Annotated in this window: 23 protein-coding genes; 15 read left to right on the top strand and 8 right to left on the bottom strand. The window is 63.2% G+C overall.

Annotation, left to right across the window (positions count from 1 at the left end):
- Positions 1-22 precede the first annotated feature (22 nt).
- The 5 genes from LB526_RS07940 to LB526_RS07960 all read left to right on the top strand — a co-directional run bounded on the left by LB526_RS07940 (position 23) and on the right by LB526_RS07960 (position 6,870).
- The gene (locus tag LB526_RS07940; RefSeq protein ID WP_224627293.1) at positions 23-1,354 is read left to right on the top strand and encodes an HlyD family type I secretion periplasmic adaptor subunit; all 1,332 of its coding nucleotides are present in this window, start codon (positions 23-25) and stop codon (positions 1,352-1,354) included.
- 152 nt (positions 1,355-1,506) lie between these two features.
- The gene (locus tag LB526_RS07945; RefSeq protein ID WP_224627141.1) at positions 1,507-2,775 is read left to right on the top strand and encodes a calcium-binding protein; all 1,269 of its coding nucleotides are present in this window, start codon (positions 1,507-1,509) and stop codon (positions 2,773-2,775) included.
- A 448-nt stretch (positions 2,776-3,223) separates the two neighbouring features.
- Positions 3,224-4,432 carry a calcium-binding protein gene (locus tag LB526_RS07950; protein WP_224627142.1) on the top strand — a complete coding sequence of 403 codons (1,209 nt, stop codon included), beginning with the start codon at positions 3,224-3,226 and terminating at the stop codon, positions 4,430-4,432.
- Positions 4,433-4,755: 323 nt separating this feature from the next.
- Entirely contained in the window at positions 4,756-6,258 is a 1,503-nt protein-coding gene (locus LB526_RS07955; protein WP_224529175.1) for a winged helix-turn-helix domain-containing tetratricopeptide repeat protein, read from the top strand.
- A gap of 228 nt (positions 6,259-6,486) precedes the next feature.
- Positions 6,487-6,870 carry a VOC family protein gene (locus LB526_RS07960; protein WP_224529348.1) on the top strand — a complete coding sequence of 128 codons (384 nt, stop codon included), beginning with the start codon at positions 6,487-6,489 and terminating at the stop codon, positions 6,868-6,870.
- Positions 6,871-7,206: 336 nt separating this feature from the next.
- Here the strand turns inward: LB526_RS07960 and LB526_RS07970 are convergent, their stop codons facing one another.
- The gene (locus LB526_RS07970) at positions 7,207-7,872 is read right to left on the bottom strand and encodes an ArsR/SmtB family transcription factor (RefSeq protein WP_224529178.1); all 666 of its coding nucleotides are present in this window, start codon (positions 7,870-7,872) and stop codon (positions 7,207-7,209) included.
- Between the two features lie 107 nt (positions 7,873-7,979).
- Here LB526_RS07970 and LB526_RS07975 point away from each other — a divergent pair, with 107 nt between their 5' ends.
- The 3 genes from LB526_RS07975 to LB526_RS07985 all read left to right on the top strand — a co-directional run bounded on the left by LB526_RS07975 (position 7,980) and on the right by LB526_RS07985 (position 11,166).
- Complete coding sequence (locus tag LB526_RS07975) at positions 7,980-8,711, top strand: MBL fold metallo-hydrolase (protein ID WP_224627143.1); 732 nt, start codon at positions 7,980-7,982, stop codon at positions 8,709-8,711.
- Positions 8,708-9,970, top strand: a complete 1,263-nt coding sequence (locus tag LB526_RS07980) for an MFS transporter (RefSeq protein WP_224627144.1) — start codon at positions 8,708-8,710, stop codon at positions 9,968-9,970. Before LB526_RS07975 ends, LB526_RS07980 begins: the two co-directional genes overlap by 4 nt.
- A gap of 107 nt (positions 9,971-10,077) precedes the next feature.
- Positions 10,078-11,166: an acyltransferase family protein gene (locus LB526_RS07985; RefSeq protein WP_224627145.1), complete on the top strand. Its 1,089-nt coding sequence runs from the start codon at positions 10,078-10,080 to the stop codon at positions 11,164-11,166.
- Positions 11,167-11,191: 25 nt separating this feature from the next.
- Here the strand turns inward: LB526_RS07985 and LB526_RS07990 are convergent, their stop codons facing one another.
- From LB526_RS07990 to LB526_RS08000, 3 genes are all read right to left on the bottom strand, one after another.
- The gene (locus LB526_RS07990; RefSeq protein ID WP_224627146.1) at positions 11,192-11,833 is read right to left on the bottom strand and encodes a DUF5074 domain-containing protein; all 642 of its coding nucleotides are present in this window, start codon (positions 11,831-11,833) and stop codon (positions 11,192-11,194) included.
- A 96-nt stretch (positions 11,834-11,929) separates the two neighbouring features.
- Positions 11,930-12,934, bottom strand: a complete 1,005-nt coding sequence (locus tag LB526_RS07995; protein WP_224601636.1) for a zinc-dependent alcohol dehydrogenase family protein — start codon at positions 12,932-12,934, stop codon at positions 11,930-11,932.
- A 33-nt stretch (positions 12,935-12,967) separates the two neighbouring features.
- Positions 12,968-14,188, bottom strand: coding sequence for a helix-turn-helix domain-containing protein (locus tag LB526_RS08000; protein ID WP_224627147.1), 1,221 nt, complete (start codon positions 14,186-14,188; stop codon positions 12,968-12,970).
- Positions 14,189-14,309: 121 nt separating this feature from the next.
- Here LB526_RS08000 and LB526_RS08005 point away from each other — a divergent pair, with 121 nt between their 5' ends.
- The 4 genes from LB526_RS08005 to LB526_RS08020 all read left to right on the top strand — a co-directional run bounded on the left by LB526_RS08005 (position 14,310) and on the right by LB526_RS08020 (position 17,269).
- Positions 14,310-15,059 (top strand): DUF899 domain-containing protein, encoded by a 750-nt coding sequence (locus tag LB526_RS08005; RefSeq protein WP_224601632.1) that lies wholly within the window; start codon positions 14,310-14,312, stop codon positions 15,057-15,059.
- Positions 15,060-15,162: 103 nt separating this feature from the next.
- Positions 15,163-15,405 carry a hypothetical protein gene (locus LB526_RS08010; RefSeq protein ID WP_411967258.1) on the top strand — a complete coding sequence of 81 codons (243 nt, stop codon included), beginning with the start codon at positions 15,163-15,165 and terminating at the stop codon, positions 15,403-15,405.
- Positions 15,406-15,524: 119 nt separating this feature from the next.
- The gene (locus LB526_RS08015) at positions 15,525-16,583 is read left to right on the top strand and encodes an aminopeptidase (RefSeq protein ID WP_095767841.1); all 1,059 of its coding nucleotides are present in this window, start codon (positions 15,525-15,527) and stop codon (positions 16,581-16,583) included.
- Positions 16,584-16,621: 38 nt separating this feature from the next.
- Entirely contained in the window at positions 16,622-17,269 is a 648-nt protein-coding gene (locus tag LB526_RS08020; protein ID WP_224627148.1) for a class I SAM-dependent methyltransferase, read from the top strand.
- Between the two features lie 92 nt (positions 17,270-17,361).
- Here the strand turns inward: LB526_RS08020 and LB526_RS08025 are convergent, their stop codons facing one another.
- Positions 17,362-18,276, bottom strand: a complete 915-nt coding sequence (locus LB526_RS08025) for an AraC family transcriptional regulator (RefSeq protein WP_224627150.1) — start codon at positions 18,274-18,276, stop codon at positions 17,362-17,364.
- Positions 18,277-18,351: 75 nt separating this feature from the next.
- Between LB526_RS08025 and LB526_RS08030 the strand changes: the two genes are divergently transcribed.
- The 3 genes from LB526_RS08030 to LB526_RS08040 all read left to right on the top strand — a co-directional run bounded on the left by LB526_RS08030 (position 18,352) and on the right by LB526_RS08040 (position 21,621).
- On the top strand, positions 18,352-19,179 hold the full coding sequence (locus LB526_RS08030; protein ID WP_224627152.1) for an oxidoreductase: 828 nt from the start codon (positions 18,352-18,354) through the stop codon (positions 19,177-19,179).
- 150 nt (positions 19,180-19,329) lie between these two features.
- Positions 19,330-20,790, top strand: a complete 1,461-nt coding sequence (locus tag LB526_RS08035; protein WP_224627154.1) for a phospholipase D-like domain-containing protein — start codon at positions 19,330-19,332, stop codon at positions 20,788-20,790.
- Positions 20,791-20,814: 24 nt separating this feature from the next.
- Positions 20,815-21,621 (top strand): endonuclease/exonuclease/phosphatase family protein, encoded by an 807-nt coding sequence (locus tag LB526_RS08040; protein WP_181170758.1) that lies wholly within the window; start codon positions 20,815-20,817, stop codon positions 21,619-21,621.
- Positions 21,622-21,633: 12 nt separating this feature from the next.
- On the opposite strand, the gene LB526_RS08045 is transcribed toward LB526_RS08040, so the two are convergent.
- The 3 genes from LB526_RS08045 to LB526_RS08055 are packed head-to-tail and all read right to left on the bottom strand — an operon-like array spanning position 21,634 to position 25,388.
- The gene (locus LB526_RS08045) at positions 21,634-23,592 is read right to left on the bottom strand and encodes a glycoside hydrolase family 127 protein (RefSeq protein WP_224627156.1); all 1,959 of its coding nucleotides are present in this window, start codon (positions 23,590-23,592) and stop codon (positions 21,634-21,636) included.
- Positions 23,593-23,610: 18 nt separating this feature from the next.
- Entirely contained in the window at positions 23,611-24,468 is an 858-nt protein-coding gene (locus LB526_RS08050) for a carbohydrate ABC transporter permease (RefSeq protein ID WP_224610983.1), read from the bottom strand.
- Positions 24,468-25,388, bottom strand: a complete 921-nt coding sequence (locus LB526_RS08055) for a carbohydrate ABC transporter permease (protein WP_224627158.1) — start codon at positions 25,386-25,388, stop codon at positions 24,468-24,470. Before LB526_RS08055 ends, LB526_RS08050 begins: the two co-directional genes overlap by 1 nt.
- Positions 25,389-25,655 lie beyond the last annotated feature (267 nt).

A 25,655-nucleotide genomic window follows, 5' to 3' on the forward strand; every position in this document is an offset into this window, starting at 1 on the left:
CGCAAACCCAGCAGACAACGATATGAACATAGTCGCTCTCCCCCAGCCACTGCCACCCCCGCCGACGTTGCAACCGCTCCGTCTCAGAGCCGTCACGAACGCCGGTTTCTCAATCATGTTCCTGTTCTTCGGCGTGGCCGGGGGCTGGGCGGCCCTGGCACCGCTCGACAGCGCGGCGGTGACGACCGGAGTGGTCAAGGTCGACGGCGACCGCAAACTCATCCAGCACCTCGAAGGCGGCATTATCGCCGAACTGGACGCCGTCAACGGCGACGTCGTCAAGAAGGGCAAAGTGCTCGTCCGTCTCGACAACACCCAAGCCAAGGCTCAACTGGACTCGATCCAAAACAAGATCGCCACACGCGAGGCACTCGTCGCCCGTCTCCGGGCCGAACGCGATGGCAAGGACAGGATCGCGTTCGACCAGGCACTGCTCGATAACCCGGACCCCGCCGTCAAGGACGCGGTGGCCACCCAACGTGACGTCTTCAACGCGAAGCACCGCAACCTGAAAGACGAGAAGGCAATCCTCGACGAACGCCGCCAGCAGACCGCCGAGCAAATTACCGGGCTGCAACAGCTTATCGCGACCGAGGACAAGCGGATCGCGGCATTCGCGAATGAGAACAAAGACCTCGAGGCGTTGCTCAGCAAGGGGCTCACCACCCGAGAACGCAACCTGACGCTCACCCAGCAACAACGCCAAACCGAGGGAGAACGCGCCACGAATGTCGCGTCGATCGCCCGCGCCCGCAGCTCTATCGCCGAGATCGACATGCAAATCCTCAACCTTACAACTCAACAGTTGAACGAGTCCGTTGACGAATTGAGCAAGGTCGAAGCGGAGCTGTTCGACTTCCGGCAGCAAGCGCGCGCGGCCGAGGATGTCCTCAAGCGCACCGACATCACCGCCCCCGTCGACGGAATCGTGATGGACGTGAAAGTCCACACGGCGGGCGGAGTGGTGAAACCCGGCGACACGCTGATGACGGTCGTCCCGCTCGGCGAGAAGCTGGTTGTCGAGACAATGGTCAAGCCCGAGGACGTCGAGACGATCGCCCCCGGCCAGACAGCCTATGTCAGCTTCCCGGCCTTCGCCAAATACAACCTGCCGCAGCTCAGCGGAGTTGTGGAAACGGTGTCGGCCGACCGGTTGGTGGACGAGCGCACGAACGCTCCTTACTTCGCCGCAACGGTGGTGATCGACAAGAGCGAACTGGCCAAGCTTGACGGTCGCAGGCTGCTGCCGGGCATGTCGAGCGAGGCCATGATCAAGACCGGCACCCGCACCGTGCTGGCTTATCTCGCCGAACCGCTCACGCAAAACATCCGTCGCTCATTGCGTGAGAAATAATGCAAACATCAGTGGCTCACGTGCGTATCCATGTCACAACAAGGGAGGATCCAGATTAAAGACAGAAGTCTACACCTCGCCTCATTTATGTCCATACCCACACTATAGAGTTATAAATCGCACAATTGTGTGTGCAGTAGGGAGGAAATACCGTGGCGAAAAATCCAGTAATTATAACAATCGGCCCCGATTTCTCACTGTCAGCGGCCAGCGTCGACCTGAACTTGCAAAACCACACAGTGCAGCTCGAAGAGAACCCCCCGAGCGCGACAGTCGTCGACGAGTCCGCTTACTTCGCCGGCAGTAACGGCATCGCCTACACCACCGACTTCACCAACCCCACCGGGGATTATCTCCGTGTTTACACCGGCTCGGAATTCTCAGACCGAATGATCGGCGACGATCTCCTCAACCATCTTCTCGGCGGCGGCGGCAACGATTTCATGTACGGCGGCGGCGGTGACGATTGGATTGAAGGCGGTGACGGTAGCGATTCTATTGCCGGTGACGCCGGCGACGATTCCCTCTACGGCAACGCCGGCGACGACACCATCAAAGGTGGTGACGGTAACGACTTTATCAGAGCCGGTGACGGTAACGATATCATCAACGGCGGGGCCGGTGATGACGCCATCTATACCAGTGACGACAGCCAAGCCCACTACTCCCCTGGAGTCGACATAGTCAATGGCGGTGGCGGCAACGATTTTATCAGGGCCGGCCGTGACGGCGGCATATTCAATGGCGATGCTGGCAACGACACCATCACCGGCAGCGAGGGCCAGGACACTATCAACGGCGGGGCCGGCAACGACACCCTCTACGGCGACAACGGCGCTATGAATAGCAACAGCATCGACACCATCCACGGCGGTGCCGGTGATGATTATATCGAAGGTGACGTCATGTTTCTCCCGTCCGGCAGAGCTAACTTCCTGTACGGTGACGGGGGCAACGACACCATCGTCGGGTTTATCGGTGACGACACCATCAACGGTGGGGCCGGCAACGACACTATCGAAGGGGGTAGGGCAAATTTCTCGATCAATTCCGGCAGCGACACCCTGACGGGCGGCGGGGGTAACGACACCTTCGTCTTCCACAGCCACACCTTCGTCGCCGGCCAACATGACGTCATCACCGACTTCAAACACGGTGACGATAAGTTCGACCTGAGGGACACTCACGACACCGCGTTCCTGCAAGGCCCCACCTTTAACTCGGCACAGTCGGCTATCGATTATCTCCACGCGCACAATCTCTCTGTCGAGAGTACAGTAGTAAAGGTCATCGACGGTTCTGCCGTCGACCTCGTCAGTTTTAGCGACGACGCCGGCACTCTCGACCTCAACGTGTCGGTAAGCGCGCCGGCGGCGGCGCATATCACACAGGCGGACTTCCTCTTCGGCGCTCTGGTGTAACCTACAGTGAGGGGCGGCGCACAAGTCGCCCCCCCAACACCTGATAGTGAGATACACGTATGCGGACAGAGGTAGCGAGTGCGCGGTTTAGGGGGTGCCCGAAGCGGTATCAGAGCCGACCTAGCCGCCTCCATACACCTCGGCCTCGGGCGGCGATAATACAGACGGCTTCCAAATCTCCGACGGGCTCGGCGGCGTGGACAAAGTCTGCTGCCGGGTATGTCGAGCGAGGCCATGATCAAGACCGGCACCCGCACCGTGCTGGCATATCTTGCCGAACCGCTCACGCAAGATATCCGTCGCTCATTGCGCGAGAAATGAAATCTTCAACAGCTCCGTACGCATCCTTTTCACAACAAAGGAGACCCAGACCAAAGACACATATTTCATATCCGCAGTGTAGCGCCACAACGCGCACAATCTTGTGCACAACAGGGAGATGAATACCATGACTAAAAAGCCAGTCTTAGTATCAGTCGGCCCGGATTTCTCGCAGTCGACGGCGAGTGTCGATCTGAATCTGCACACCCACACAGTCCAACTCGAAGAGAACATCCCGCCGAGCGCGACAGTTACCAACGAGGCCGCTTATTTCGCCGGCGGGACCGCATACACCACCGACTTCACATACACCGGCACCTGGTTCGGTTCGGCTTTCTCCGACCGAATGATCGGTGATGATCTCACCAACCTATTTTCCGGTGGCCCCGGCAACGATTTCCTCCACGGCGGCGCCAGTGCCGACGCCCTCAACGGCGATGACGGCAACGACTTTATCACCGGCGGGGCCGAGGATGATCTTCTCGACGGCGGTGCCGGCAACGACACGATCAATGGCGGCGCTGACAACGACACACTCCGAGGCGGGATCGACAGCGACGTGATTTACGGCGGCACCGGGGACGACACTATCTACGGCGGCAGCGGGATTCGCCCGAGCGACGGTCAGGATCACACTCCCGGCGACACGAACGACACACTCTACGGCGGTGCCGGCAACGACACGATCTTCGGCAACGCCGGGGACGACTATATCGAGGGCGGTGCCGGCAACGATACCCTCTACGGCGACGACACCGCCACCTCCCCCACCAGCGGTAACGACACCATCCACGGCGGTGCCGGCGATGACGTGGTCGAAGATAGTCGCGGTACCAACACCCTATACGGCGATGCCGGGAATGACTTGATATTGGGTGGAGACCAGAACGACACCATCTATGGCGGCAAAGGCGCCGACATCATCCTCGGCGGCGCAGGCGCGGACTGGATGTCGGCGAACAATGGCATCACCACCGGGGACGGCGCCCGGGACACCTTTGTCTTCTTCTCGGGCGAATCATCGGCGACCGTTCAGGACACCATCCAGGGATTCAAGCATGGCGAGGATAAAATTGATCTGCATGAGTCGCGGCACGTCGCTTTGATCCTTAACGACTCTCCCGGTACTAACGGAACTTTCGCCTCGTCTCAGGCAGCTCTCGACTATCTTCACGCACACAACATATCCGCCGAAGGAGCAGTGGTGAAAGTCGACACCGGAAGCAGCGGGCTCATTGTCGGTTTCAGCGACGACGCCGGTACAATCGACCTAAACGTGGCGGTGGGCGAGACGGCGGCAGCTCACATCACCGAATCAGACTTCCTCTTCGCGTAGAAAAGCTGCGCCTGTAAAACTTGCAGTGGAGTACGAGCGCCAATTCTCGGTTACTGAGGTCAGCCCTTTTGGAGCGCGGCGCTCCGGCGGGGCGGCTGCGTAATGCCGATAACAGAGAGCCTCCCGACGCCAATCGAGAAGGCGGCTGGTTGCGTGATTGTCCCGCCCTTGAACCGAACCCAAAGGCGGGCATCGGCAGCGCCGGCGCCATGAGCAGAGTTGCGCCATACCAAATTGATGACGCACTTTCCCGGAAAGTTCGCCCTTGGATTTGCGCGGCGCCGGAACTGTTCTGAAATTTCCGAAACGTCTACTATGCCTGCATGCACGGGACTCGCATCGCTTTTGGTCCGTTCGTACTCGACCCCGACATCGGGACGCTCCTTAGAGAGGAGATCCCGGTCGCTGTTGGGCATCGTGGACTGACGCTGCTTGCTGCGCTTGCGGCACGGCCCGGCGAGATCCTGACCAAGGCCGAACTGCTGGACGCTGCCTGGCCGGGAACCGCCGTCGAGGAAGGCAACCTTACCGTTCAAATCGCGACACTAAGAAAGGCTCTCGGTCCGAGTGATAATGGCGGTGAGTGGATCGCCACGGTGCCTCGCGTCGGCTACCGCTTCACCGGGACTGTCAAGCCGGTAGCGAGCGCATCCAGCAAACCGATACCGCCGTCCGGCAAGCCTTCGATCGCGGTGCTGCCTTTTGCCAATCTGGGCGGCGATCAGGACCAGCAGTATCTCAGCGACGGCATAACCGAGGACATAATCACGGAGCTGGCCAGGTTTCGCTCCCTCCTCGTCATCGCGCGCAATTCGTCTTTTCAATTTCGCCATCCGGCAATGGACATTGCCGAAGTACATCGCAAACTCGGAGTTCGCTATCTCGTCGAAGGCAGCATAAGAAAACTCGGTGATCGCATTCGGATCACCACACAGCTGATCGACGCCGCCACCGGCACCCATCTATGGGCCCAACGCTACGATCGGGCCCTTAACGACATCTTCGCGTTGCAAGACGAGGTTGCAGCGCTTATCGCCTCGATGGTCGAAGGGCAAGCGGAGGCGGAATCGGCGACCCGTACCAGACGCAAGCCACCCGCCGATTGGGATGCATACGACTACTACCTGCAGGGGCGCGCGCACTTTTACCGATATGAACTGGAAAAGTCCGAGCCCCTCTTCGTTCGGTCCGTGGATCTCGATTCGTCGTTCGCTCAAGCCCACGCCTTCCTCGCGCAGGCCCTCGTCGGCAGATTTTGGTACGACAATGATCCGCGGACGCTAAAGAAGGCCTGGGACTCGGCACGGACGGCGCTCTCTCTCGACAGAAGCGATGGCGTCTGTCACCAGAGCATGGGGCTGGTGCTTACACACATGCGCCAGCATAGCGATGCAGGAGTGCATTTTGAGCTCGCGCGCTCGTTGAACCCGCTAGACGTGAATATAGCGGGGGATTACGCAAGCTGGCTCAACTACGGCGGACGGGCCGAGACGGCACTCAACGTGCTCGAAACCGCGCTCCTGCGCGAGCCGTTACCTCCGGTGTGGTTCTGGGAGGTGAAGGGCAGCTCTCTGTTCCTGCTTGGAAGGTACTCGGAAGCTGTCGCTTCGTATCGGAAGGCCGGTGACCAATTCTTCATCCATGCCTTCCTCGCAGCGTCATACGCACATTTGGGCGAGATGGAGAAGGCGCGCGCTGAGGTTGAGGAAGCACTGACAAGGAAACACGAGCTGACCATCCGGCTGATTTCAGGTCTCCCGTTCACCGATCAAGTCGCCCTTGAGCTTTTCACGTCAGGCTTCAGAAAGGCCGGTTTTCCCGTGTGAACGTATCTACGATCCCAGCCTATCTCGATTTTTGGTAAATACGCGGACGATCCTGATGCCCCGCAGGACAGCAGGTCCGCCTGCAACCAAGCGAGCCACGGTCAGCACGGTTGCCCGCCGTCTGGATGTTAGGCTCTCACCCGAAGCGATAAGGAGATCCTGCCCGCGATGACAGATACAAAGTGGGTGACCTTGGCTCCAAAGCCCGGCTTGGCTAGACTTCGAAAGATGCTGGACGCCATTCACCACGTCGCGCTTATCTGCACCGACTACGATCGATCGCGACGGTTCTATGTCGAGCTTCTCGGCCTGGACCTGATCCGCGAGGTCTATCGGGAGGAGCGGCAGTCCTGGAAGGCCGACCTGCGGATCGGGTCCGCCCAGCTGGAATTGTTTTCCTTCCCTGCCCCAGCGCCGCGGCCGTCTTATCCAGAGGCGACAGGGCTGCGGCACTTGGCATTTGCTGTGGGGAACCTCGACCTCGTAGTTGCGCGCCTGGAGGCCGCCGGCGTTGCCGTAGAGCCAATCCGGATCGACCCATATACGGATCGGCGCTTCACCTTCTTTAGCGACCCGGATGGATTGCCTTTGGAACTCTACGAAGCGCAATAAAGTGCCGTTTATACGACAATCTGGGTATCGCACGACGGAACCATTCGGCACTTCGGGGGCGGAGCTGGGTTTCGAGTCAGCCGATCCAGGCAAAGACCCGACAACCGAGCCGGACCTGATGATGCTGTGGAACGTCCTGGACTTGACGCCGGAAGGTTGCGGGACCGACTGGTACCCGAAGGTCACCTACTAAGCGGTCGAGATGGTTGGCCAGGAGTCTGGCGTTGCGGAAAAGGGTGGAGACCTGCCAATCCGCTCACGGCTCCGCTTAAGGCATCGCGATGTTGCCATCAAGGGTCTGCAACTGGCGCTCAGTGGCACGTCGGCGGGCCATCATCAGGCCGCCCCTTCCACCGGCAGGCCGGCCGCCTTCCATTCCGGCATGCCGTCCTCCAGCCGGCGCGCCGCATGCCCGACCGAACGCAGCGCGGCCACCGCTTCGAAGGACATCACGCACCACGGGCCGCGGCAATAGGCGACGATTTCGCGGCCGATAGCGGCGTCGGCTGACCAGGCCCTGACTTTCCCCAGCGGGACATTGATGGCGCCCGGCACATGGCCGAGCGCGAACTCGTCCGCCGGACGGACGTCGATCAGTGTCACCAGACCGTCGCGCATCAGCCTCTGAAGCTCGTCGCGTGTGACCGGCTGCATGTCGTCACGCGCATCGAAATAGCCGCGCACGATGCGGTCGACCTCGGCGAGCTGCCGCTCGGCGACGCCGCGCACAGCGGCGAAGGCGGAAAGCACGCTGTCATCGGCCAGCGAATAATGCACGAACTTGCCGTCGCGCTCGGCCGAGACGATGCCGGCGCGGCGCAGCGCCTGCAGATGCTGCGAGATGTTGGCGACGGGCCGGCCGAGCTTCGCCGCGAGCGCCTCGACGCTGCGCGCGCCTTGCGCCAGATGCTCGATCATTTCCAGGCGCAGTGGATGCCCGAGCGCCTTGGCGACGATCGCGAACTGCTCGTACAGCGCCTGTTTCGGATTGCGGATTGACATCGACCTTTCTGCCGTCATTCAATGGAATAATTGAATGACGGTTTCGACCATTGCTGTCAAGCAGAGCGGCTCCCCGGGGCGCAGCCGCTCGTTCGGAGGAAAAAGCGATGATTCTCAGGCAGTTCCTGCACAACGATCCGGTTGCCGCCTCCTATCTGTTCGGCTGCGGCGGCAAGGCTTCCGCGGCCGTGGTCGACCCGGTCGGCGACATCGCGCCGTATGTCGATGCGGCGCGCGCGACCGGCATGCGCATCCTCTATGTCGTCGACACGCATATCCATGCCGACCACATCTCGGCCGGACGCGCGCTGGCCGAGGCGACGGGCGCGGAATACGTGCTGTTCGAAGGGGCCGAAGCAGGCTTCCCGTTCCGGCGTGTCAAGGATGGCGAGGTGCTCGAGCTCGGCAATGTCACAGCGACGGTCTTGCATACACCGGGCCATACGCCGGAGCATCTGAGCCTTTTGGTCACCGACCGGACGCGGTCGGCCGAACCGTGGTTCGTGCTCACCGGACACACGCTGATGGTCGGCGATCTCGGTCGCACCGAGCTTGCTTCAAGCGCCGAGGACGGGGCGCGCGCGCTTTATGCCAGCGTGCGGCGGCTGAAGGAGCTGCCGGACCATATCGAGGTGCTGCCCGGCGCCTATTCGGGCTCGGTCTGCGGCCGCTCGCTGAGCGGTAAGCCGACATCGACCATCGGCTTCGAGCGACGCTTCAACAAGGCCTTCCGCATCGAGGATGAGGGTGAGTTCGTCGCAGCCATGACCGCCGACATCCCTCCCCCGCCGCCGCAGGCCGCCCGGACCCGGGCCGTCAACGCCGGAGCGAAATCTTGAACATAGCGGCGTCTGCCGTCGCGCTCGGCCTCAAGGCCAACTGGAAGCAGTTTTCGCTCCTGGTGCTGATCAATGCCTTTGTCGGCGGCATGGTCGGCATCGAGCGGACCGTGGTGCCGCTGATCGGCGCGGAGGAGTTCGGCGTAGCGTCGACCACGCTGGTCGTCTCCTTCATCGTCAGCTTCGGCGTGGTCAAGGCTTGCGCCAACCTTGTCTCCGGCCAGCTTGCCGACAGATGGGGCCGCAAGCGCGTCCTGATCCTCGGCTGGCTGTTCGGCCTGCCGGTGCCCTTCATCATCATCTGGGCGCCGAGCTGGGGCTGGATCGTAGCCGCCAACGCGCTGCTCGGCATCAACCAGGGCTTCGCCTGGTCGATGACCGTGATCATGAAGGTCGATCTGGTCGGGCCGAAGTCGCGCGGGCTCGCCGTCGGCCTCAACGAGTTCGCCGGCTATCTCGCCGTCGGCGTCACTGCTTTCCTGACCGGCTATCTGGCGAGCCGCTACGGCTTTCGTCCCGTGCCGATCTATCTCGGCGTCGGCTACGCGATCCTGGGTGCGGCGCTGTCGATCCTGCTCGTGCGCGACACGCGCGAGCATCTGCGGCTGGAGCTGGCCAACCATCCAAGACAAGCTTCCCCGCTCAGCTTCCGCGAGATCTTCATGCTGACCTCGTTCAGCGACCGCAATTTGTTCGCAGCCTCGCAGGCCGGCCTGGTCAACAACCTGAACGACGGCATGAGTTGGGGCCTGTTTCCGCTCTTCTTCGTTGCCAACGGCCTCGGCATCGAGCGCATCGGTGTCCTCAAGGCGGTCTATCCGGCAGTGTGGGGCATCCTCCAGGTGGCGACCGGGCCGTTGAGCGACCGCTGGGGCCGCAAGGGGCTGATCGTCGCCGGCATGTGGGTGCAGGCGGCGGGGCTTCTCACCACCGCCATGACGCGCGATTTCGGCTGGTGGCTGCTGGCCAGCCTTTTGCTCGGTCTCGGCACCGCGATGGTCTATCCGTGCCTGATCGCGGCGGTGTCGGACGCATCGCATCCCTCCTGGCGGGCGCGCTCGCTCAGCGTCTATCGCTTCTGGCGCGACCTCGGCTATGCGATCGGGGCGCTGTCCGCCGGCCTGATCGCCGACTTCTTCGGCTTCGTTGCGGCGATCGCGGCCATTGCCGCATTGACCTTCCTATCCGGCGCGATCGTCGCGGTGGCGATGCGCGAGCCGCGTTCCGCCACCGTGGTTCCGACATCGGGCGATCGTTGAGACCGCCTCGGAAACGAGGGCCGCGTTTACGTTAATGGGAGCTTGATGCTGCGCGGGACGTGCCTGTCCGCTACAATCTGGACAGGTACATTTCCTCGAGACCGTTCATGAGCAATCCGAACCGCATGCCGTGGGTGGATACGGCAAAAGGTCTTTCCATCCTTCTGGTGGTGATGATGTATGCCGCCTACAACACCGGCGAATACACCGGCGGCGTCGGCTTCCTGCATTATGTCATCGGCTTCGCGACGCCGTTCCGGATGCCGGAATTCTTCCTGATCTCGGGCCTGTTCCTGTCGCAGGTGATCGACCGGCCATGGCGGCGCTATATCGACCGCCGCGTAGTCCACTACCTCTATTTCTACGTGCTTTGGGCGGTCATCTCGATCGGGCTGAAGATCGGCATCTTCAGCCGCGACCCCGCCGGCATGCTGCATGATCTCGCGATGGCCGCCGTCCAGCCATACGGCGTGTTGTGGTTCATCTACATGCTGGCGGTGTTCGGGATCGTCATCCGCGTGCTGCGCGAGCTTCGCGTGCCGCACTGGATCGTCATCTTGGCTGCCGCTGCGCTGCAGATGTGTGCGCCGAAGCCGGACAGCTACGCGCTTGAGCAGTTCGCGGCCTATTTCGTGTTCTTCTACCTCGGCTTCGTGCTCGCGCCGCTGATATTTCGGCTGGTGGAGTGGACGCAGGCACGGCCGGCGATCGCCGTTCTCGGCCTGCTCGCCTGGGCGATCGTCAACGGCCTGCTCGTCTATTCGCCGGGCTATGCGATGCAGCCGGTCGGCATGCAGATGGGACTGGCGGCATGGCCGCCGCTGCATCTGTCGCTTGCCGTCGCCGGCGCCGTGGCGCTCTGCGTTGCCGGCGGTTTCCTGTCGAAATTCGCTTCCATGGAATGGCTGCGCTGGCTCGGCGAGCATTCGCTGGTCGTCTATGTCGCCTTCACCATCCCGATGTCGATCTTCCGGGGCGTCATGCTGGCGAGCGGTCTCCTGACCGATACCGGCATGCTCAGCCTGGCGGTGCTGCTGGTCTCGGTCATAAGCCCGGTGGTGCTCTACTTCGTCGTCCAGCGCGTCGGCTTCGGCACCTTCCTGTTCGAGCGGCCGGCCTGGGCGCATTTCGACAGGCCGACAGCCGCCAAGGCCTCCAGCAAGCCCATGACCCGGCCGGCACGCGAGGCGGCCTGACCGGGCCGCCCGTTCCGGCCATCCGTTATTTGCCAGCGTCGTATCCCGGCCGGCGCACGGCCCTGATCTTGCCGCTGCTGCCGCCGCCGCAGAAGAAGCAGCCGTCGCCATCGGATTCCAGTCCCGACACACCGGAGGGCATCGCTACCTCCTGCAGCACGTCACCCGTCTCGGGATCGATGCGCAGCAGATCGCCCTCCTCACCTTCCCAAGTGGCATGCCAGAGTTCGCCGTCGATCCAGGTGACGCCGGTGACGACGCGTTTCGACTCGATGCTACGGATCACCTGGCCCGTTTCAGGATCGATCTGGTGGATCTTATGGGCCCTGTATTCGCCGACCCAGAGCGAACCTTCGGCCCAGGCCATACCTGAATCGCCGCCATTGCCCGGCGCGGGAATGGTGGCGACGACCTCGCCGGTCTTTGGGTCGACCTTGTGAATGCGATCCTCGGCGATCTGGTAGAGGTGCTCGCCGTCGAAAGCGGTTCCGGCATGCGAGGCGACGTCGATCGATTGCACGATGGTGCCACTCTCCGGGTCGAGGGCCTTCAATTTGTCGCCGGTGGCAAACCAGACATTCTTGCCATCGTAGGTGACGCCATTGACGCGCTCGGTGTCCGGAAAGGGTCCATATTCGCGCAGGATCTCGGCAGCGGCTCTTTTCATCTTCCAATCCTCATCGGTCTCTTGTGTCAGCTTCGACTTTAGCCGCTCTGCTGCAAACCTGGGAGCAACAACACAGTCGGGAATTTATGAACCGCCTCAAAGCTCGATGCAGACCTTGCCGAAATGCTTCTGGCTCTCATACGCCCGGAAAGCCGAGGCAATATCGCGCAGCGGAAAGCTCCGGCCGATAACAGGCCTCAGGCCGTTGGCCGTTATCGCCCGGATCATATCTTCCTGGTCAGCTCTGCTGCCGATGGAAATTCCGTTGATGCGGATCTGATTGGAAAACAGCGCCGGGATCGACACTTCTGCGGCAAAGCCGGTCAACACGCCGATCAGCGCGAGGTGGCCGCCCATCCTGCAGGCCGTTATCGACTGCGCCAGCGTGCCGGGGCCGCCGACCTCGACCACGTGATCGACACCGCGTCCATCGGTCAGGTCCCTGGCCTTCCGGCCCCAGTCGGGCACGGCCTTGTAATTGATAAGATGATCGGCGCCGAGCCGCCTGAGCTTTTCGAGCTTGTCATCGGAGGAAGATGTCGCGATGACACGGGCGCCCGCCATCTTGGCGAACTGCAGCGCGAACAACGACACGCTGCCCGCGCCGAGGACCAGCACCGTATCGCCAGCCCTCACCTGACCGCACACCACCAGTGCCCTCCAGGCGGTTACCCCGGCGCAACTGAGTGTAGCCGCCTCCACATGGGTGTAACCCGCCGGCGCCTTCGTGAAAGCATGCCACGGCATCGAGGCATATTCCCTTGCATAGCCATCGACATCATCGCCCAGTTCGCCCTGCTTGGTGGCGGGCGTAGCCTCGCCACCCAGCCAATTGGGCCAATAGCAGCTGACAACGGCATCGCCGGTCTCGAATGCGTCCACGCCCTCTCCGACGGCAATCACCTCGCCAGCACCATCGGACAGCGGAATGCGGCCGTCAGCACAGGGCTTCTTGCCCGTTGCAACCATGCTGTCGTGGAAGTTCAGCGAGCATGCCCGGATTCGGACCAGCAACTCGCCCGGTCCGGGCTCGGGCCGATCCTCCTCGACCAACGAGAGTTGTTCCAGGCCGCCGGGCGCTCTTAATCTGATCAGTTTCATGACGTCTCTCCCCCGATGCCGAGTACCGGCAAACTAGTCGCTCGGCAGCGGACCGGGGAGTAACAAGACAGTCGGGAATCCGGTGACCGGCGGCATCATCCAGCGGCGCGCCCGGCCGCGGCCCACCGCCTGCACCTTGTGCTCGGCCGACAACTGCTCCAGCGCCCGCTGCACGGTGCGCGCGCTGGCGCCAAGCGCGATCGCCAGCGCCGAGCTCGACCAGGCCTCGCCATCGGTCAGGAAGGCAAGCACCGCGCCATGCTCATCCTCGACAGGCGGCGCCAGCACGACGATCTCGGCGGCGTTCAGCGGCGTCAACGCAAAGCCGCCGGCGGTCGCATTGATCTCGGCCAAGCCGGCGAGCTCGGCGCGGAGCCGCCCCATCTCGACCCTGAGCCGCGCACGATGCGATTCATCGGCGTGCTTCGCCCGGAAGGCGCGCTTAAGCAGCGTCTCGCGCGATGCGTCGGCCGGCCACGCCTCGGCGAGCGTGCGCGCCAGCGCAAACAGCACCGGCCGGGTCGCCAGCGAGACCGCGGCGCCGCCTTCGCGCACGACGTTGCGGCAAGCATCGATGACCAGCGCGCCGGACCCCAGCAGCGCCTCGACCTCGTCGAGCAGCAGCTCTTTCTCCGCGCCGCGCGCGATCAGCCGGCCCACCGGCGTGTTCAGCACCAGGGACGCCGCTTCGACTTCGGCCTTCAATGCCGGGATGTTGGCTTGATAGGCGGCAAGCGATGCGCGGCCGAATGCCGAGCGCGCCGCCTTTGTCCTCAGGCGCCGGACGGCGATGCCGGCCGCGGCCAGTTCATGCGCGACGCGCGCCACCGGCGGCAGCGGCGTCGGATCGAAGTCCGCAAGCAGGCGCTCGGCCTCGTCGAGGCGGCCGACCAGGATGAGGCGGCGCGCCTCGAGGCTGCCGGCATAGGCGGCGTTCAGCCGGTCGCCATGCGCGGCGAGCGTCGCGCGGGCGGACCGCAGCGCCTTCTCCGGCCAGCCGAGGTCGCGCGAGACCAGCGCGATCTCGGCCTCGGCGACGACGCAGCGGGCGCGCGCCACCGCTTCCCTCGGACTGAAGGCGCGGGCGGCGTCCTTCAGCAGCGCCTTGGCCTTGGCGAAATCGCCGAGCTGCGCCATCGCGATGCCGCGCAGGGCCAGCGCCGGCGCGTCGTCGCGCAGCGCGACGCGCTTCAAGGCGCCGAGCGGATCGCCCGCGGCGAGCGCGCGGCCGGCGGCATTGATCAGCGAATCCATGCCACCGTCTCAGCGCCCGCCGCAGCAAATCGCGTCACACTTGTAACTCTCACCATCGCAGTGCGCTGTCCTATGTCTGTCCTCGTCACCCCCAACCAAACCCAAGAACGGGACAAGAGCAATGACCCAACATATGAAGACACCGCCGGTCGTTTCGCAGGAAGCGTGGGAAGGCGCCTATGAAGAGATGCTCGTGAAGGAAAAGGCGCTCACCCGCGCCCGCGACGCTTTGGCCGCCGAACGCCGCCGCATGCCGTGGATGGAAGTCAAGAAGGACTATGTGTTCGAAGGCCCGAACGGCAAGATGAGCCTGCTCGACCTCTTCGAAGGCCGCCGCCAGCTCGTCGTCTACCGCGCCTTCTTCGAGCCCGGCGTCTATGGCTGGCCCGAACATGCGTGCCGCGGCTGCTCGCTCGGCGCCGACATGGTCGGCAACCTTGCCCATCTCAACGCCCGCGACACCACGCTTGCCTATGCCTCGCGCGCGCCGCAGGCCGACATCCAGCGGCTGAAGCAGCGCATGGACTGGAAGATGCCCTGGTACACCATCACCGATAGCTGGGATAAGGATTTCGGCGTCGACGAATGGCATGGCCACAACGTCTTCATCCATGACGGCAAGCGCATCTTCCGCACTTATTTCGTCAACAACCGCGGCGACGAAGCCTTTGGCACCGTCTGGAGCTATCTCGACGTCACCCCGCTCGGCCGCCAGGAGGTATGGGAGGATTCGCCCGAGGGCTATCCGCAGACCCAGACCTACAAATGGTGGAACTGGCACGACAATTACGAGGAAGGCGCCGCCCCCGACCAGAGATGGGTCGAGGTCTCGGATGCCGGCGAAGCGGCGTTCCGCAACAAGAACGCCTGAGCGTGAAGCGGTTCCGGCGGCGCAAACCGCGCGCCGCCGGAGCCGATCGCCTCGCGCTTGTTCCAACGGGCTCGAACCCTGTCCGCATCAGAAGGTGGATATCATGAGCATCGACAATCCTGCCCCTCGCCCAAACGGCCTGAGCGGCTTCGGCCTCGCCGACTGGCTTTGCCTCGCCGCGACTCCTACCTTCGCCATGATGGCGCTGCTCACGGCGGCCTATGGGGGCCAGGACATGATGTGCATGTCGGGCGCCTCGGCGCTCAGCGGCATGGTGCCGATGTATCTCCTGATGGCAGCGTTCCATCTGGCGCCGTGGCTGCGGCTGGCGGCGCGGCGGGGGTGATGGCCGCTGAGCAATCTAAGGTCCGACCCTGCCCCTCCAGGTCTTGACGAAAATAGGCGCGCCTGAGACACGGGAGCAGACATTTGCTCCATGGGAGACGGGCAGGCGGTGGGCAGGCTGTGAAGCGCGTTTTTCGATTGCTTGCCGCGGCGATCCTGGCGTCCGGCGTGACTGGATGCACCAGCATTTCCTACTACGCGCAGTCGTTGGAGGGCCATGTCGAGATCATGGCCGCGCGCAAGAACGTTGGAAGACTTATCCGCGATCCGTCGACGCCACAGGCGTTGCGCGCCAAATTGACCTCCGCCAGCGCCATACGCCGCTTTGCCACGGAAGAGCTGGCGCTGCCCGATAATAACAGCTACCGCAGTTATGTCGACGTCGGTCGGAACAATGTGACCTTGGCCGTGTTTGCTGCGCCGCAATTCTCGCTTGCGCCGATAACTTGGTGCTTTCCAGTCTTCGGCTGCGTTCCATACAAGGGATATTTTTCGCGCAAAGACGCGCTCGAAAGTGCTGCTGAACTGCAGCGGCAGGGGCTGGACGTCTATGTGTCGGGCGTCACCGCATATTCCACGCTGGGCTGGTTCAGCGATCCGCTGCTCAGCACCATGCTGCGTCAGGACGACACCTACCTCGCAAGCCTTATTTTCCATGAGCTGGCGCATCAGAAAGTCTATGTGAACGGCGACTCCGCATTCAACGAGGCTTTCGCGGTTTCCGTCGAAACCACCGGTACGAGGAAATGGCTCCGCGCCACCGGCAATCGCGCCGGATTGCGCAGCTACGAAATCGATCGCAAGCGCAAGGCCGATTTTCTCGGACTGATATCGAAAACCCGGGATGAGCTGAGGCAGGTCTATGGAAGTCCCCGCAGCCCGCAGCAGATGGCGGCCGCCAAAGCAGCCGCCATCGACAGGCTGCGGATGCGCTACCGGCAAATGCGCGACAGGCGATGGGCTGGATACCGGGGATATGATGCCTGGTTCGATAGCCCTATCAACAACGCAAAGCTCGCCGCGACCGCTGTCTACGGCGAACAGGTCCCGGCGTTTCTTCGCTTGTTCGACTTGTGCTCCGGCGACTACCCGAGGTTCTACGCTTCTGTTCGACGGATCGGAAAGTTGCCCGCACCTTCCCGAGCCGAAGCGCTTAGAACCGTGGCTGCGTGCAATTGACCTTATAAGGAATTCGGCACCCGGAGGCCGCGCGGACAATGTTGGACAATTATGAGGTGGACAGGTTCGGCGTGATCCACCAGATCGACTTCACACCGATCAAATACGACAAGAAATATATCTCCTATTATGAAGACCTGAGCGACCGGACCATCAAGCTCGGTTATCAGCGGCTTGGCTGGGTGCTTGGCATCACCGGCGAGATTCCTCGTTCCGTGCTGGAAATCGGATATGGCACGGGCACGTTCATCGAAGCCGCGAAGATAACCGGCGTCGCCGATTGCGCCGGCTGCGATATCGCTGAATTCCCACTGCCCAAGGGTGTCCGCTTCGTCGATTGGGATGAGGCGCTCGCCGGCGCCTGGGACCTCGTCGCCATGTTCGACGTGCTGGAGCACATCCCCGATCTCAGCTTCCTTTCCCGGCTTCAGGCCCGCCACCTGGCTGTCGCCGTCCCCTATTGCCGCTGGCGCGAGCTCGGCGCCGAGGGCGACGCGTGGTTCGCCAAATGGCGCATGCGTCTGCCCAACGAGCACCTGCACCATTTCGACCGCGACTCGCTGGTGGCGCTTCTCGGAGCCAATGGCTTCGAATGCGTGACGCTGAACTGCTTCGAGGACGGGATCAGGCTACGGCCGGGCGAAGCGGGTCCGAATATTCTGTCGGGTTTTTTCAGGAAGCTCTAGGCCGGCGGCCTTGCCGCCGGCTCTAGCGCGCCGCGACACTGTGCCGACCCGTGACCGCTGAGCGGCGATAGGGACTACTCTTCCGAGGCGAGTTAGCCCAGATGGCGACGGACCCAGCTCATCTCTTCGGAAGCCGTGCGTCCAAAATGCCGCTTGAAGTCGCGGCTGAACTGAGCCGCGCTCGCATATCCGACCAAAGCCGCGACCTGAGCGATCGTTGTCTTGCGTGCGATCATCAGTCTTGCCTCGTGCAGCCGCATGGCTTTCACGTACTGCATCGGGCTGCTTCCGGTCATTTCCTTGAAATGAACGTGGTAAGAAGGCACGCTCATGCCTGCTTGTCCCGCGAGATCGGCGACCGAGATTTCAGCGCTGTAGTTTTCCCGCAGCCATGCGAGGCTCCGCACGATCCTTCCCGACCTGCCTCTTTGCCGCAAGGCAGCGATCATCGCCCCGCCTTGCGGGCCGATCAGGACGCGGTAATGCAGCTCGCGCAGAAGGCTCGATCCAAGAACGGCGGTCTCGGCAGGATTGCGAAGCGCCGTCAGCAGGCGCAGCAGGACATCCTCGATGTCGGAGCCCATGCTGCTCGATACGAGACTTCGCGGCCGGTCGCTTCCCACATCCGAATGCATCTCCAGCTGCGCGGCAATCTCGGCCGCCATCCGCATGTCGAATTCGACATAGACCGCAAGCAGAGGACGATCGGGGCTGGCCGTCGATTCCATCCGAAACGGAACAGGGACCGACACCGCCAGATAATGGTCTTCATCGTAGAGGTAAACCTCCCGTTCGAGGATGCCTCGCTTGCTTCCCTGCAGGACAAACACCGCACCCGGTTCATAAAGTACCGGGACGTCGTGAAGCATCGCCTCGGTCCGGAGCACGCGCACACGCTCGAGCGCGGTCGCATTATAGCCAACACGGTCGGCGATAGCTCCGGCCAACTCGACCAGCTTTCGTCTTCGCCCGACGTCCGCCCTGATAGGATTTGGCAAGCTATTCATAGAAACCGCAATCGTGGACGCAACCGCACCATACTATTTGCCAAGCTGCACTCCATCAATGAAGGACCGCAGATCATGGCAAAAAAGACCTTCTTCATCACTGGCGCCAATTCCGGCTTCGGCCTCGCCATCGCTTCCGCCGCCATCCAGATGGGCCATACGGTCATTGGCACCGTCCGGACCGAGACGTCACGCGCGGCACTTGCCGGATCCCTCCCGGCGATCCGCACCGTCATCTGCGATGTCACGGAGTTCGACCGCGTGCCGGACGTCGTCGCGCAGGCGGAGGAAGAGCACGGGCCTGTCGACGTCCTGATCAACAATGCCGGCTACGGCCATGAGGGCGTGCTTGAAGAGTCGTCACTGGAAGAGATGCGGCGTCAGTTCGATGTGAACGTCTTCGGCGCCGTGGCGGTCGCCAAGGCGTTTCTTCCCAGGTTCCGCGACCGACGCCGCGGCTTCATCGTCAACGTCACGTCGATGGGCGGCATGATCACAATGCCGGGCATCGCTTACTATTGTGGCAGCAAGTTCGCGCTCCAGGGCATATCGGAAGTGATGCGTTCCGAAATGGCCCCATTCGGCGTTCGCGTTGCCGCCGTCTGCCCAGGCTCCTTCCGGACGGACTGGGCCGGACGTTCCATGGTCCGGACCGGGAGGTCCATCAGCGATTACGATGCGCTGTTCGATCCGATCCGGGAGGCCCGACAGGCGAAAAGCGGCAAGCAAATTGGCGATCCGGACAAGCTTGCGACGGCCGTATTGGCCCTGGTCGAAACCGAAGCCCCGCCGCCGCAGCTTCTGCTTGGCAGCGACGCCCTCAAGCTCGTGTCCGAGCGAATCCAGCGGCTGCAGCAAGAGATCGATGCCTGGAAAGCCGTAACTATCTCGACCGACAGCTGACCGCATAGCGACAAAGGCAAACGCGGTCAGGGGCATTCGGCAAGCCTGACCTTGCCGAGTGTTCGGCGGGGGGCCATCGACGGGGCGAGTTTCGGACCAGCCTCACCGTCCGCATTGCCTTCCGCGCCGGCTCGCACAATAGTCGGGCCGATGTTCGAGGCGATTGCGAGTCACTGGTCGACGCTTATCCTGATCCTGTCGCTGGCGATGGCGGCGGTGGGCATCGTCCACGCCATCATGACGAAGGAAGACGTGCGCGCGGCCACCGGCTGGGTGGGCGTGATGCTTCTGTCGCCTTTCCTCGGCGCGATCATCTACGCCATTGCCGGCATCAACCGGATCCGCCGCGCGACGATCAGCGCCATGCGGCCGGTCTCGCCCGAGGCCGCTGCCGCCAGGCATGACCGGGACGTCGCGCTGGAAGCCTTGATCAACGCCGAATTCGGCCAGCGTTTCACCGGGCTGAAGACGCTTGGCGACAGAGTGGCGCGGCGCCCGCTCACCTCGGGAAACACCATCGCCGTGCTCAAGACAGGCGACGAAGCCTATACGGCGATGTGCCGGGCGATCGATGCGGCGCAACGAAGCGTGCTTCTGGAAACCTATATTTTCGACAATGACGCGGTCGGGGCGCTTTTCGTCCAGTCGCTCGGCAACGCCGTCAGGCGCGGCGTCACCGTGCGCGTGCTGATCGACGCCGTCGGCGTACGCTATTCGGTGCCCAGCATCCTGAAGCAGCTCAGGGAATCCGACGTCACGGTCGATCTCTTCAACGGCAACATCGTCATGGGCCTGAGACTTCCCTATGCCAATCTCAGGACCCACAGGAAGATACTGATTATCGACGGCACGGTGGCGTTCACGGGAGGCATGAACATCCGCAAGGGATTCTCGGCCGAGCTCGCCGGTTCCGACAGTTCGCGTGACACGCATTTCGAGGTCACCGGGCCGGTGGTGGCCGATCTGTTCTCGGTGGCCGCCGAGGACTGGCGCTTCGCCGGCAACGAGGCCCTGAAGGACGGGCCCTGGCAGGTCGAGCGTGTCGCGCCGCCGCCAGGGCAGCCGATGCTGGTGCGCGCGGTCGCGACCGGGCCGGACGCGTCTAACGAAACCAATCTCAAGTTGCTGATGGGAGCGTTTTCGGTCGCCCGCAAATCGATCCGCATCATGTCGCCCTATTTCCTGCCGGACCGGGAGTTCATCAGCGCGCTGACCACGGCCGGCCGGCGCGGCGTCGAAATCGACATCGTCGTGCCGGCGGTGAACAACCTCTTCCTCGTCGACCATGCGATGACGGCGCAGTTCGACCAGGTTTTGAAGCACTATTGCCGCGTCTGGCGCCACGAAGGCGCGTTCGACCATTCGAAGCTGATGGCGATCGACGGCGTGTGGGCCTATGTCGGCTCTTCCAATCTGGACGCCCGCTCGCTGAGGCTGAATTTCGAGATCGACTTGGAAGTGCTGGATAAAAATTTCGCCGCCGAGATCGACGCCCGTATCGCGGCCGCCATCTCGACCGCGCAGCCGGTGACGCTGCAGACGCTGAAGGCAAGGCCGTTCGCAATCCGCGTCTTCGACCGTTTGCTGTGGCTGGGATCGCCCTATCTTTAGAGCAGGAAATCGAGCATCGGGATCATGGAGATAGACGACATCAAAGGACGCAGCCTGCCCGAGACCGTGCTGCTCTCGATCCGCAGCAGAAGCGCACGCAAGGCGAAGGCGACGCCGCGCAAGCGCGTCAACGACACGGAAATCGTCGTTGCCTCCTACAACGTCCACAAATGCATCGGCACCGACCGCAGATTCGACCCCGAACGGACGGCGCGCGTCATCCGCGAAATGAGCCCCGACGTGATCGCGCTGCAGGAGGCCGACAACCGCTTCGGCGACAGGGCCGGGCTGCTCGACCTGGCCCGCCTGGAGCTGGAAACGGGGCTGGTGCCAGTGCCGGTCAGCGGCAACGGCAAGGGGCATGGCTGGCGCGGCAATGTGCTGTTGTTCAAGCGCGGCACCGTGCGCGACGTCCACCAGCTCAAGCTGCCCGGACTGGAGCCGCGCGGCGCGCTGGTCGCCGAGATCGATCTCGACGAGAAACGGTCGCTGCGCGTCATTGCCGCCCATCTCGGCCTGCTGCGCCGCTCGCGCTCGGAACAGGCCCGCGTCGTGCTCGACATCATGAGCAGCGCCGACGAGAGGCCGACGCTGCTTCTGGGCGACCTCAACGAATGGCGGCTCGGCAACCGCTCGGCACTGAACACGCTGCACACGACCTTCGGCCCGACGCCGGCGGTGCCGACTTTCCCATCCGGCCTGCCGGTGCTGGCACTCGACCGCATCATGGGCAACCGGCACGACCTGGTTTCAGGCGTCGAGGCGCATGACACGCCGCTGTCGCGCGTCGCCTCCGACCACCTGCCGCTGACGGCCTTCGTGCATCTTTGAGATAGGCCGCCTTCACCCTTCCCTCAGCCAGACCAGCATCTCGCCGGGATCGCGATTGTCCCAGGCAAAATACGGGACCGCCTTGAGCTTCGTTTCCTGCGTCACCGGCGGTTCGGGGCGGTAGAGATCGGCGCCCCAGTTCTCGGTCTCGGCCCTGCTGCCGATGGCCGAGAGCGTGACGATGCCGCCGAGCAGGTTCGGCTCCTTATGGGCTTCGAGCCTTGCCTCGCGCGGCAAGGCGATGCGATACAGCCCGCCGCCATTGTCGGTCTCCTCGACGCAATAGATCAGCGGGCCGCGCGCGAGCGCCACGCGGCCGATGTCCTGGCGCACCTGCGGGTTGGCGAAGAGGCGGGCCATCGACATTTCGAGGTCGAGCTCGACCTTGTCGCCCTGGCGCCATTTGCGGCGGATCGCGGCATAGCCGTCGACCGTCGCCGCTTCCAGATCGACGAGCTTGCCGTTGACACGCAAAGCCGCCTTGCGGCACCAGGCGGGTATGCGCAAGTGAAGCGTGAACTCTACGGGCGCCTCCGGCCCGATCTCGATCGCAATCGCGCCGTCCCAGGGATAGCTGCTGGTCTGGACGAGCGTCACCTGCCGGCCGGCGATCTCGAAGCGCGCAGTCGAATCGCCATAGAGGTGCACCGCCAGCGCATCGTCGGCGAGGCCGTAGAAATAGCTGCCGATGGACGCCACCATGCGGCCGATATTGGGCGGGCAGCACGGGCAGCGGTGCCATTTCCAGCGATGGTGGCCACCGCGACTCTCCAGCGGGTTCTCGTAGAAGAACAGCGAGCCGTCGAGCGACAGGCCGGAGATCGAGCCGTTGTAAAGCGCCCGTTCCATCATGTCGGCGTAGCGGGCGTTCGGACCCATGCCCAGCATGCGGCTTGCCCAGAACACCAGGCCCACCGAAGCGCAGGTCTCGGCATAGGCGGTGTCGTTGGGCAGGTCGTAGTCGCTCGTAAAACCTTCGTTGTGCGCCGACGGACCGAGACCGCCGGTGACATAGAGGCTCTTGGTCATGAGATCGTCCCACAGGCGGTCAAGCGCGACCCTAAGCGTGTCGTCGCCATATTCGGTGGCGATGTCGGCCATACCGGAATAGAGATACATCGCCCTCACCGCATGGCCGACGACCTTGTCCTGCTCGCGCACCGGCTTGTGCGACTGGTTATATTCATAGGTCTTGAAGTGATAGGCTTTGGGATCGGCGCCGCGGGCGCGCGCCTCCTCGTCGAAATAATGGGGCTGCTGGCCGCGCTGGTCGATGAAATATTTCGCCAGGTCCATGTACTTCTTCTCGCCAGTCACCCGAGCGAGCTTGACCAGCGCCAGCTCGATTTCCTCATGGCCGCAATAGCCCTTCTTCTTGCCGGGCTCGGGACCGAACACCGAGCCGATGTGGTCGACATAACGGGACAGGATGTCGAGCAGCTTGCGCTTGCCGGTGGCCTGAAAGTAAGCGACCGCGCCCTCGATCAGATGGCCGGCGCAGTAGAGCTCGTGGCAGTCGCGCAGGTTGGTCCAGCGCAGGCCGGGCTGGATGCGCTGATACCAGCTGGAGAGATAGCCGTCCTCCTGCTGCAGCTTGCCGTACATGTCGATGACGGCGTCGATCTTCTTTTCCAGATCGGGGTTGCGGCGCCGGTAGAGCGAATAGGCCGCGGTCTCGATGGTCTTGCCCCAATCAGAATCCCAGAACATCTGCGTCGTCACGGTGCGCGCGGTAAAACCGTCGCTGACATGGAAGGGGATGACGACGCCCGGCGACGGCACGTCCGGATCGATCTGCTCCAGCATGCGCGCCTCGACGCAGCGGTCGTAGAGGATCTCGGCGGTGCGCGTCGCGACCGCTTCGACACGGTCGCCCCAGAAGCCGCGGACATCGACCTGCGGCACTGGCAACGGCCGGAAGGCGAGCTGCGGCTTGGCGGAGGGCTGCGCGGCGGGCTGGGATGCGGTCATGATTTCACTCCATTCGAATTACTTGACGGCCCCGGCCATCAGGCCGCGGATGTAGAAGCGCTGCAGCGCCAGGAACAGGATCAGGCAAGGCACCATCATCACCGTGACGCCGGCCTGCACCGCGCCCCAGTCGATGGCGCCGAAGCGGCCGGACTGAAGGGCGGTCATCATCACCGGCAGGGTGAATTTGGACTGGTCGGTCATCAGCACCAGCGCCGCCAGGAACTCGTTCCAGGCGCCGAGGAAGGCGAACAGCGCAATGGTGACGACACCCGGCCAGACCAGCGGCAGCATCACCTTGACGAGCATGGTGACGTTGTTGGCGCCGTCCATGCGCGCGGCCTCCTCGATCTCGCGCGGCACGGCATCGAAGGCGTTGCGCATCATGAAGATCGAGAACGGCAGCTGCAGTGTGACATAGACGCAGACCAGGCCCGTCAGCGTGTTGTGCAGGCCGAGCTTCGTCAGCACCAGGAAGATCGGCGTCAAGATCGACTGGAACGGGATCATGATCGTCGACAGGATGAGGATGAAGAAGAAATCCCGGAAGGGGAACCGGAAGCGCGAGAAGCCGTAGCCGGCGAGCACGCTGACCAGCACCGAGAGCAGCACCGTCATCACCGAGACATAGATGCTGTTCTGCGCCGAGACCCAGAGCCCGTCGCCGAAGGAGTTCAGCGTCTGATAATTCTCGATCGAGAAACCGGTAGTCGGCCAGGGCGGCAGCGGCGGCTGGCGCGCCTCCTGCGCCGGCTTGAAGGTCGACAGCACGGTCCAGACGATCGGCGCCAGGAACAGCACCGAGGCGATGATGCCGGTGGAGTGCCTGGCGAGGCTGAAGCCGACTTTCCGGTTTTGCGACATCGCCTCGGCCATCAGTCGAGCCCCTCCGGCTTGCGCAGCAGCCAGAGCTGGATGAGGCTGAGCGCCACCAGGATGACCAGCAGCACCATCGAGAGCGCGGCGCCGTAGCCGAGCTTGAACGAGACGAAGGACTGGTTGAAGATCCAGTAGACCGCCGTCAGCGTCTGGTTGCGCGGGCCGCCGCGCAGGATGATGTAGAACTGGTCGAAGGCGAGGATCGAGCCCGCCACCGACAGGATTAGCGCCAGCGCCAGCGTGCGGCGCATCAGCGGCAAGGTGATGGCCCGGAACCTTGCGAACGGCCCTGCCCCGTCGATGACCGCCGCCTCCTGCAGATCCTGCGGGATCGACTGCAGGCCGGTCATCAGGATGATCATGGTGAAGCCGGCCACCTTCCAGACCACCATGGCGATGATCGACCAGAAGGCCGGCTGGAACGTGGCGAGAAGATTGACCTTCTTCGCGGTCAGGCCGAGGTCGAAGGCGGCCGGGCTGAACAGGCCGGAATCGACGTTGAGCAGCCAGGACCAGAGCAGGCTCGCCGAGGCGAAGCCGACCACCGCCGGCATGAAGAAGGCGGTGCGGTAGAGGTTGGTCAGCGGACGCGGTTTTTCGATGAAGATCGCCAGCGGGAAGGCGACGGCGAAGATCGCGATGGTGACGATCACCGTGTAGTAGAAGGTGAATTTCAGCGCATTCCAGAAGCGCGTGTCGCGCAGGATGGCAAAGTAGTTGTCGAGGCCGATGAACGCATGCTCACCCATCAGCGGCCAATTGTGCAGCGACATCCAGGCGGTCATGCCGAGCGGGATGACGAAGAAGACGGTGACCAGGGCGACGGCCGGCAGGACATAGAGCAGGCCCACCCATTGCCGACGGCTGACGCCGATGCGTGAGCGGGCGGGTGCGGAGGCGGCTGTGATGGCGGTCATGGCTTGCCTCCCCCTTCTCCCCTTGTGGGAGAAGGTGGATCGGCGCGTAGCGCCGAGACGGATGAGGGGTGTTCCAGGGAACGCCAACGCCTCACTCCGCTGGAACACCCCTCATCCGTCGCCTTCGGCGACACCTTCTCCCACAAGGGGAGAAGGGGGAGCGAACGTCGCGGCGCCGCAAATTGGTGAGCGTGCTTTCTCAACGCGATAAAACCCTGCCATTCAGCGATGCAGTCCCCGGCCGCCCGGCCAGGGAGACGGGCGGGC

It is taken from the genome of Mesorhizobium sp. CA6, assembly GCF_020165035.1.
Lineage (GTDB): Bacteria > Pseudomonadota > Alphaproteobacteria > Rhizobiales > Rhizobiaceae > Mesorhizobium.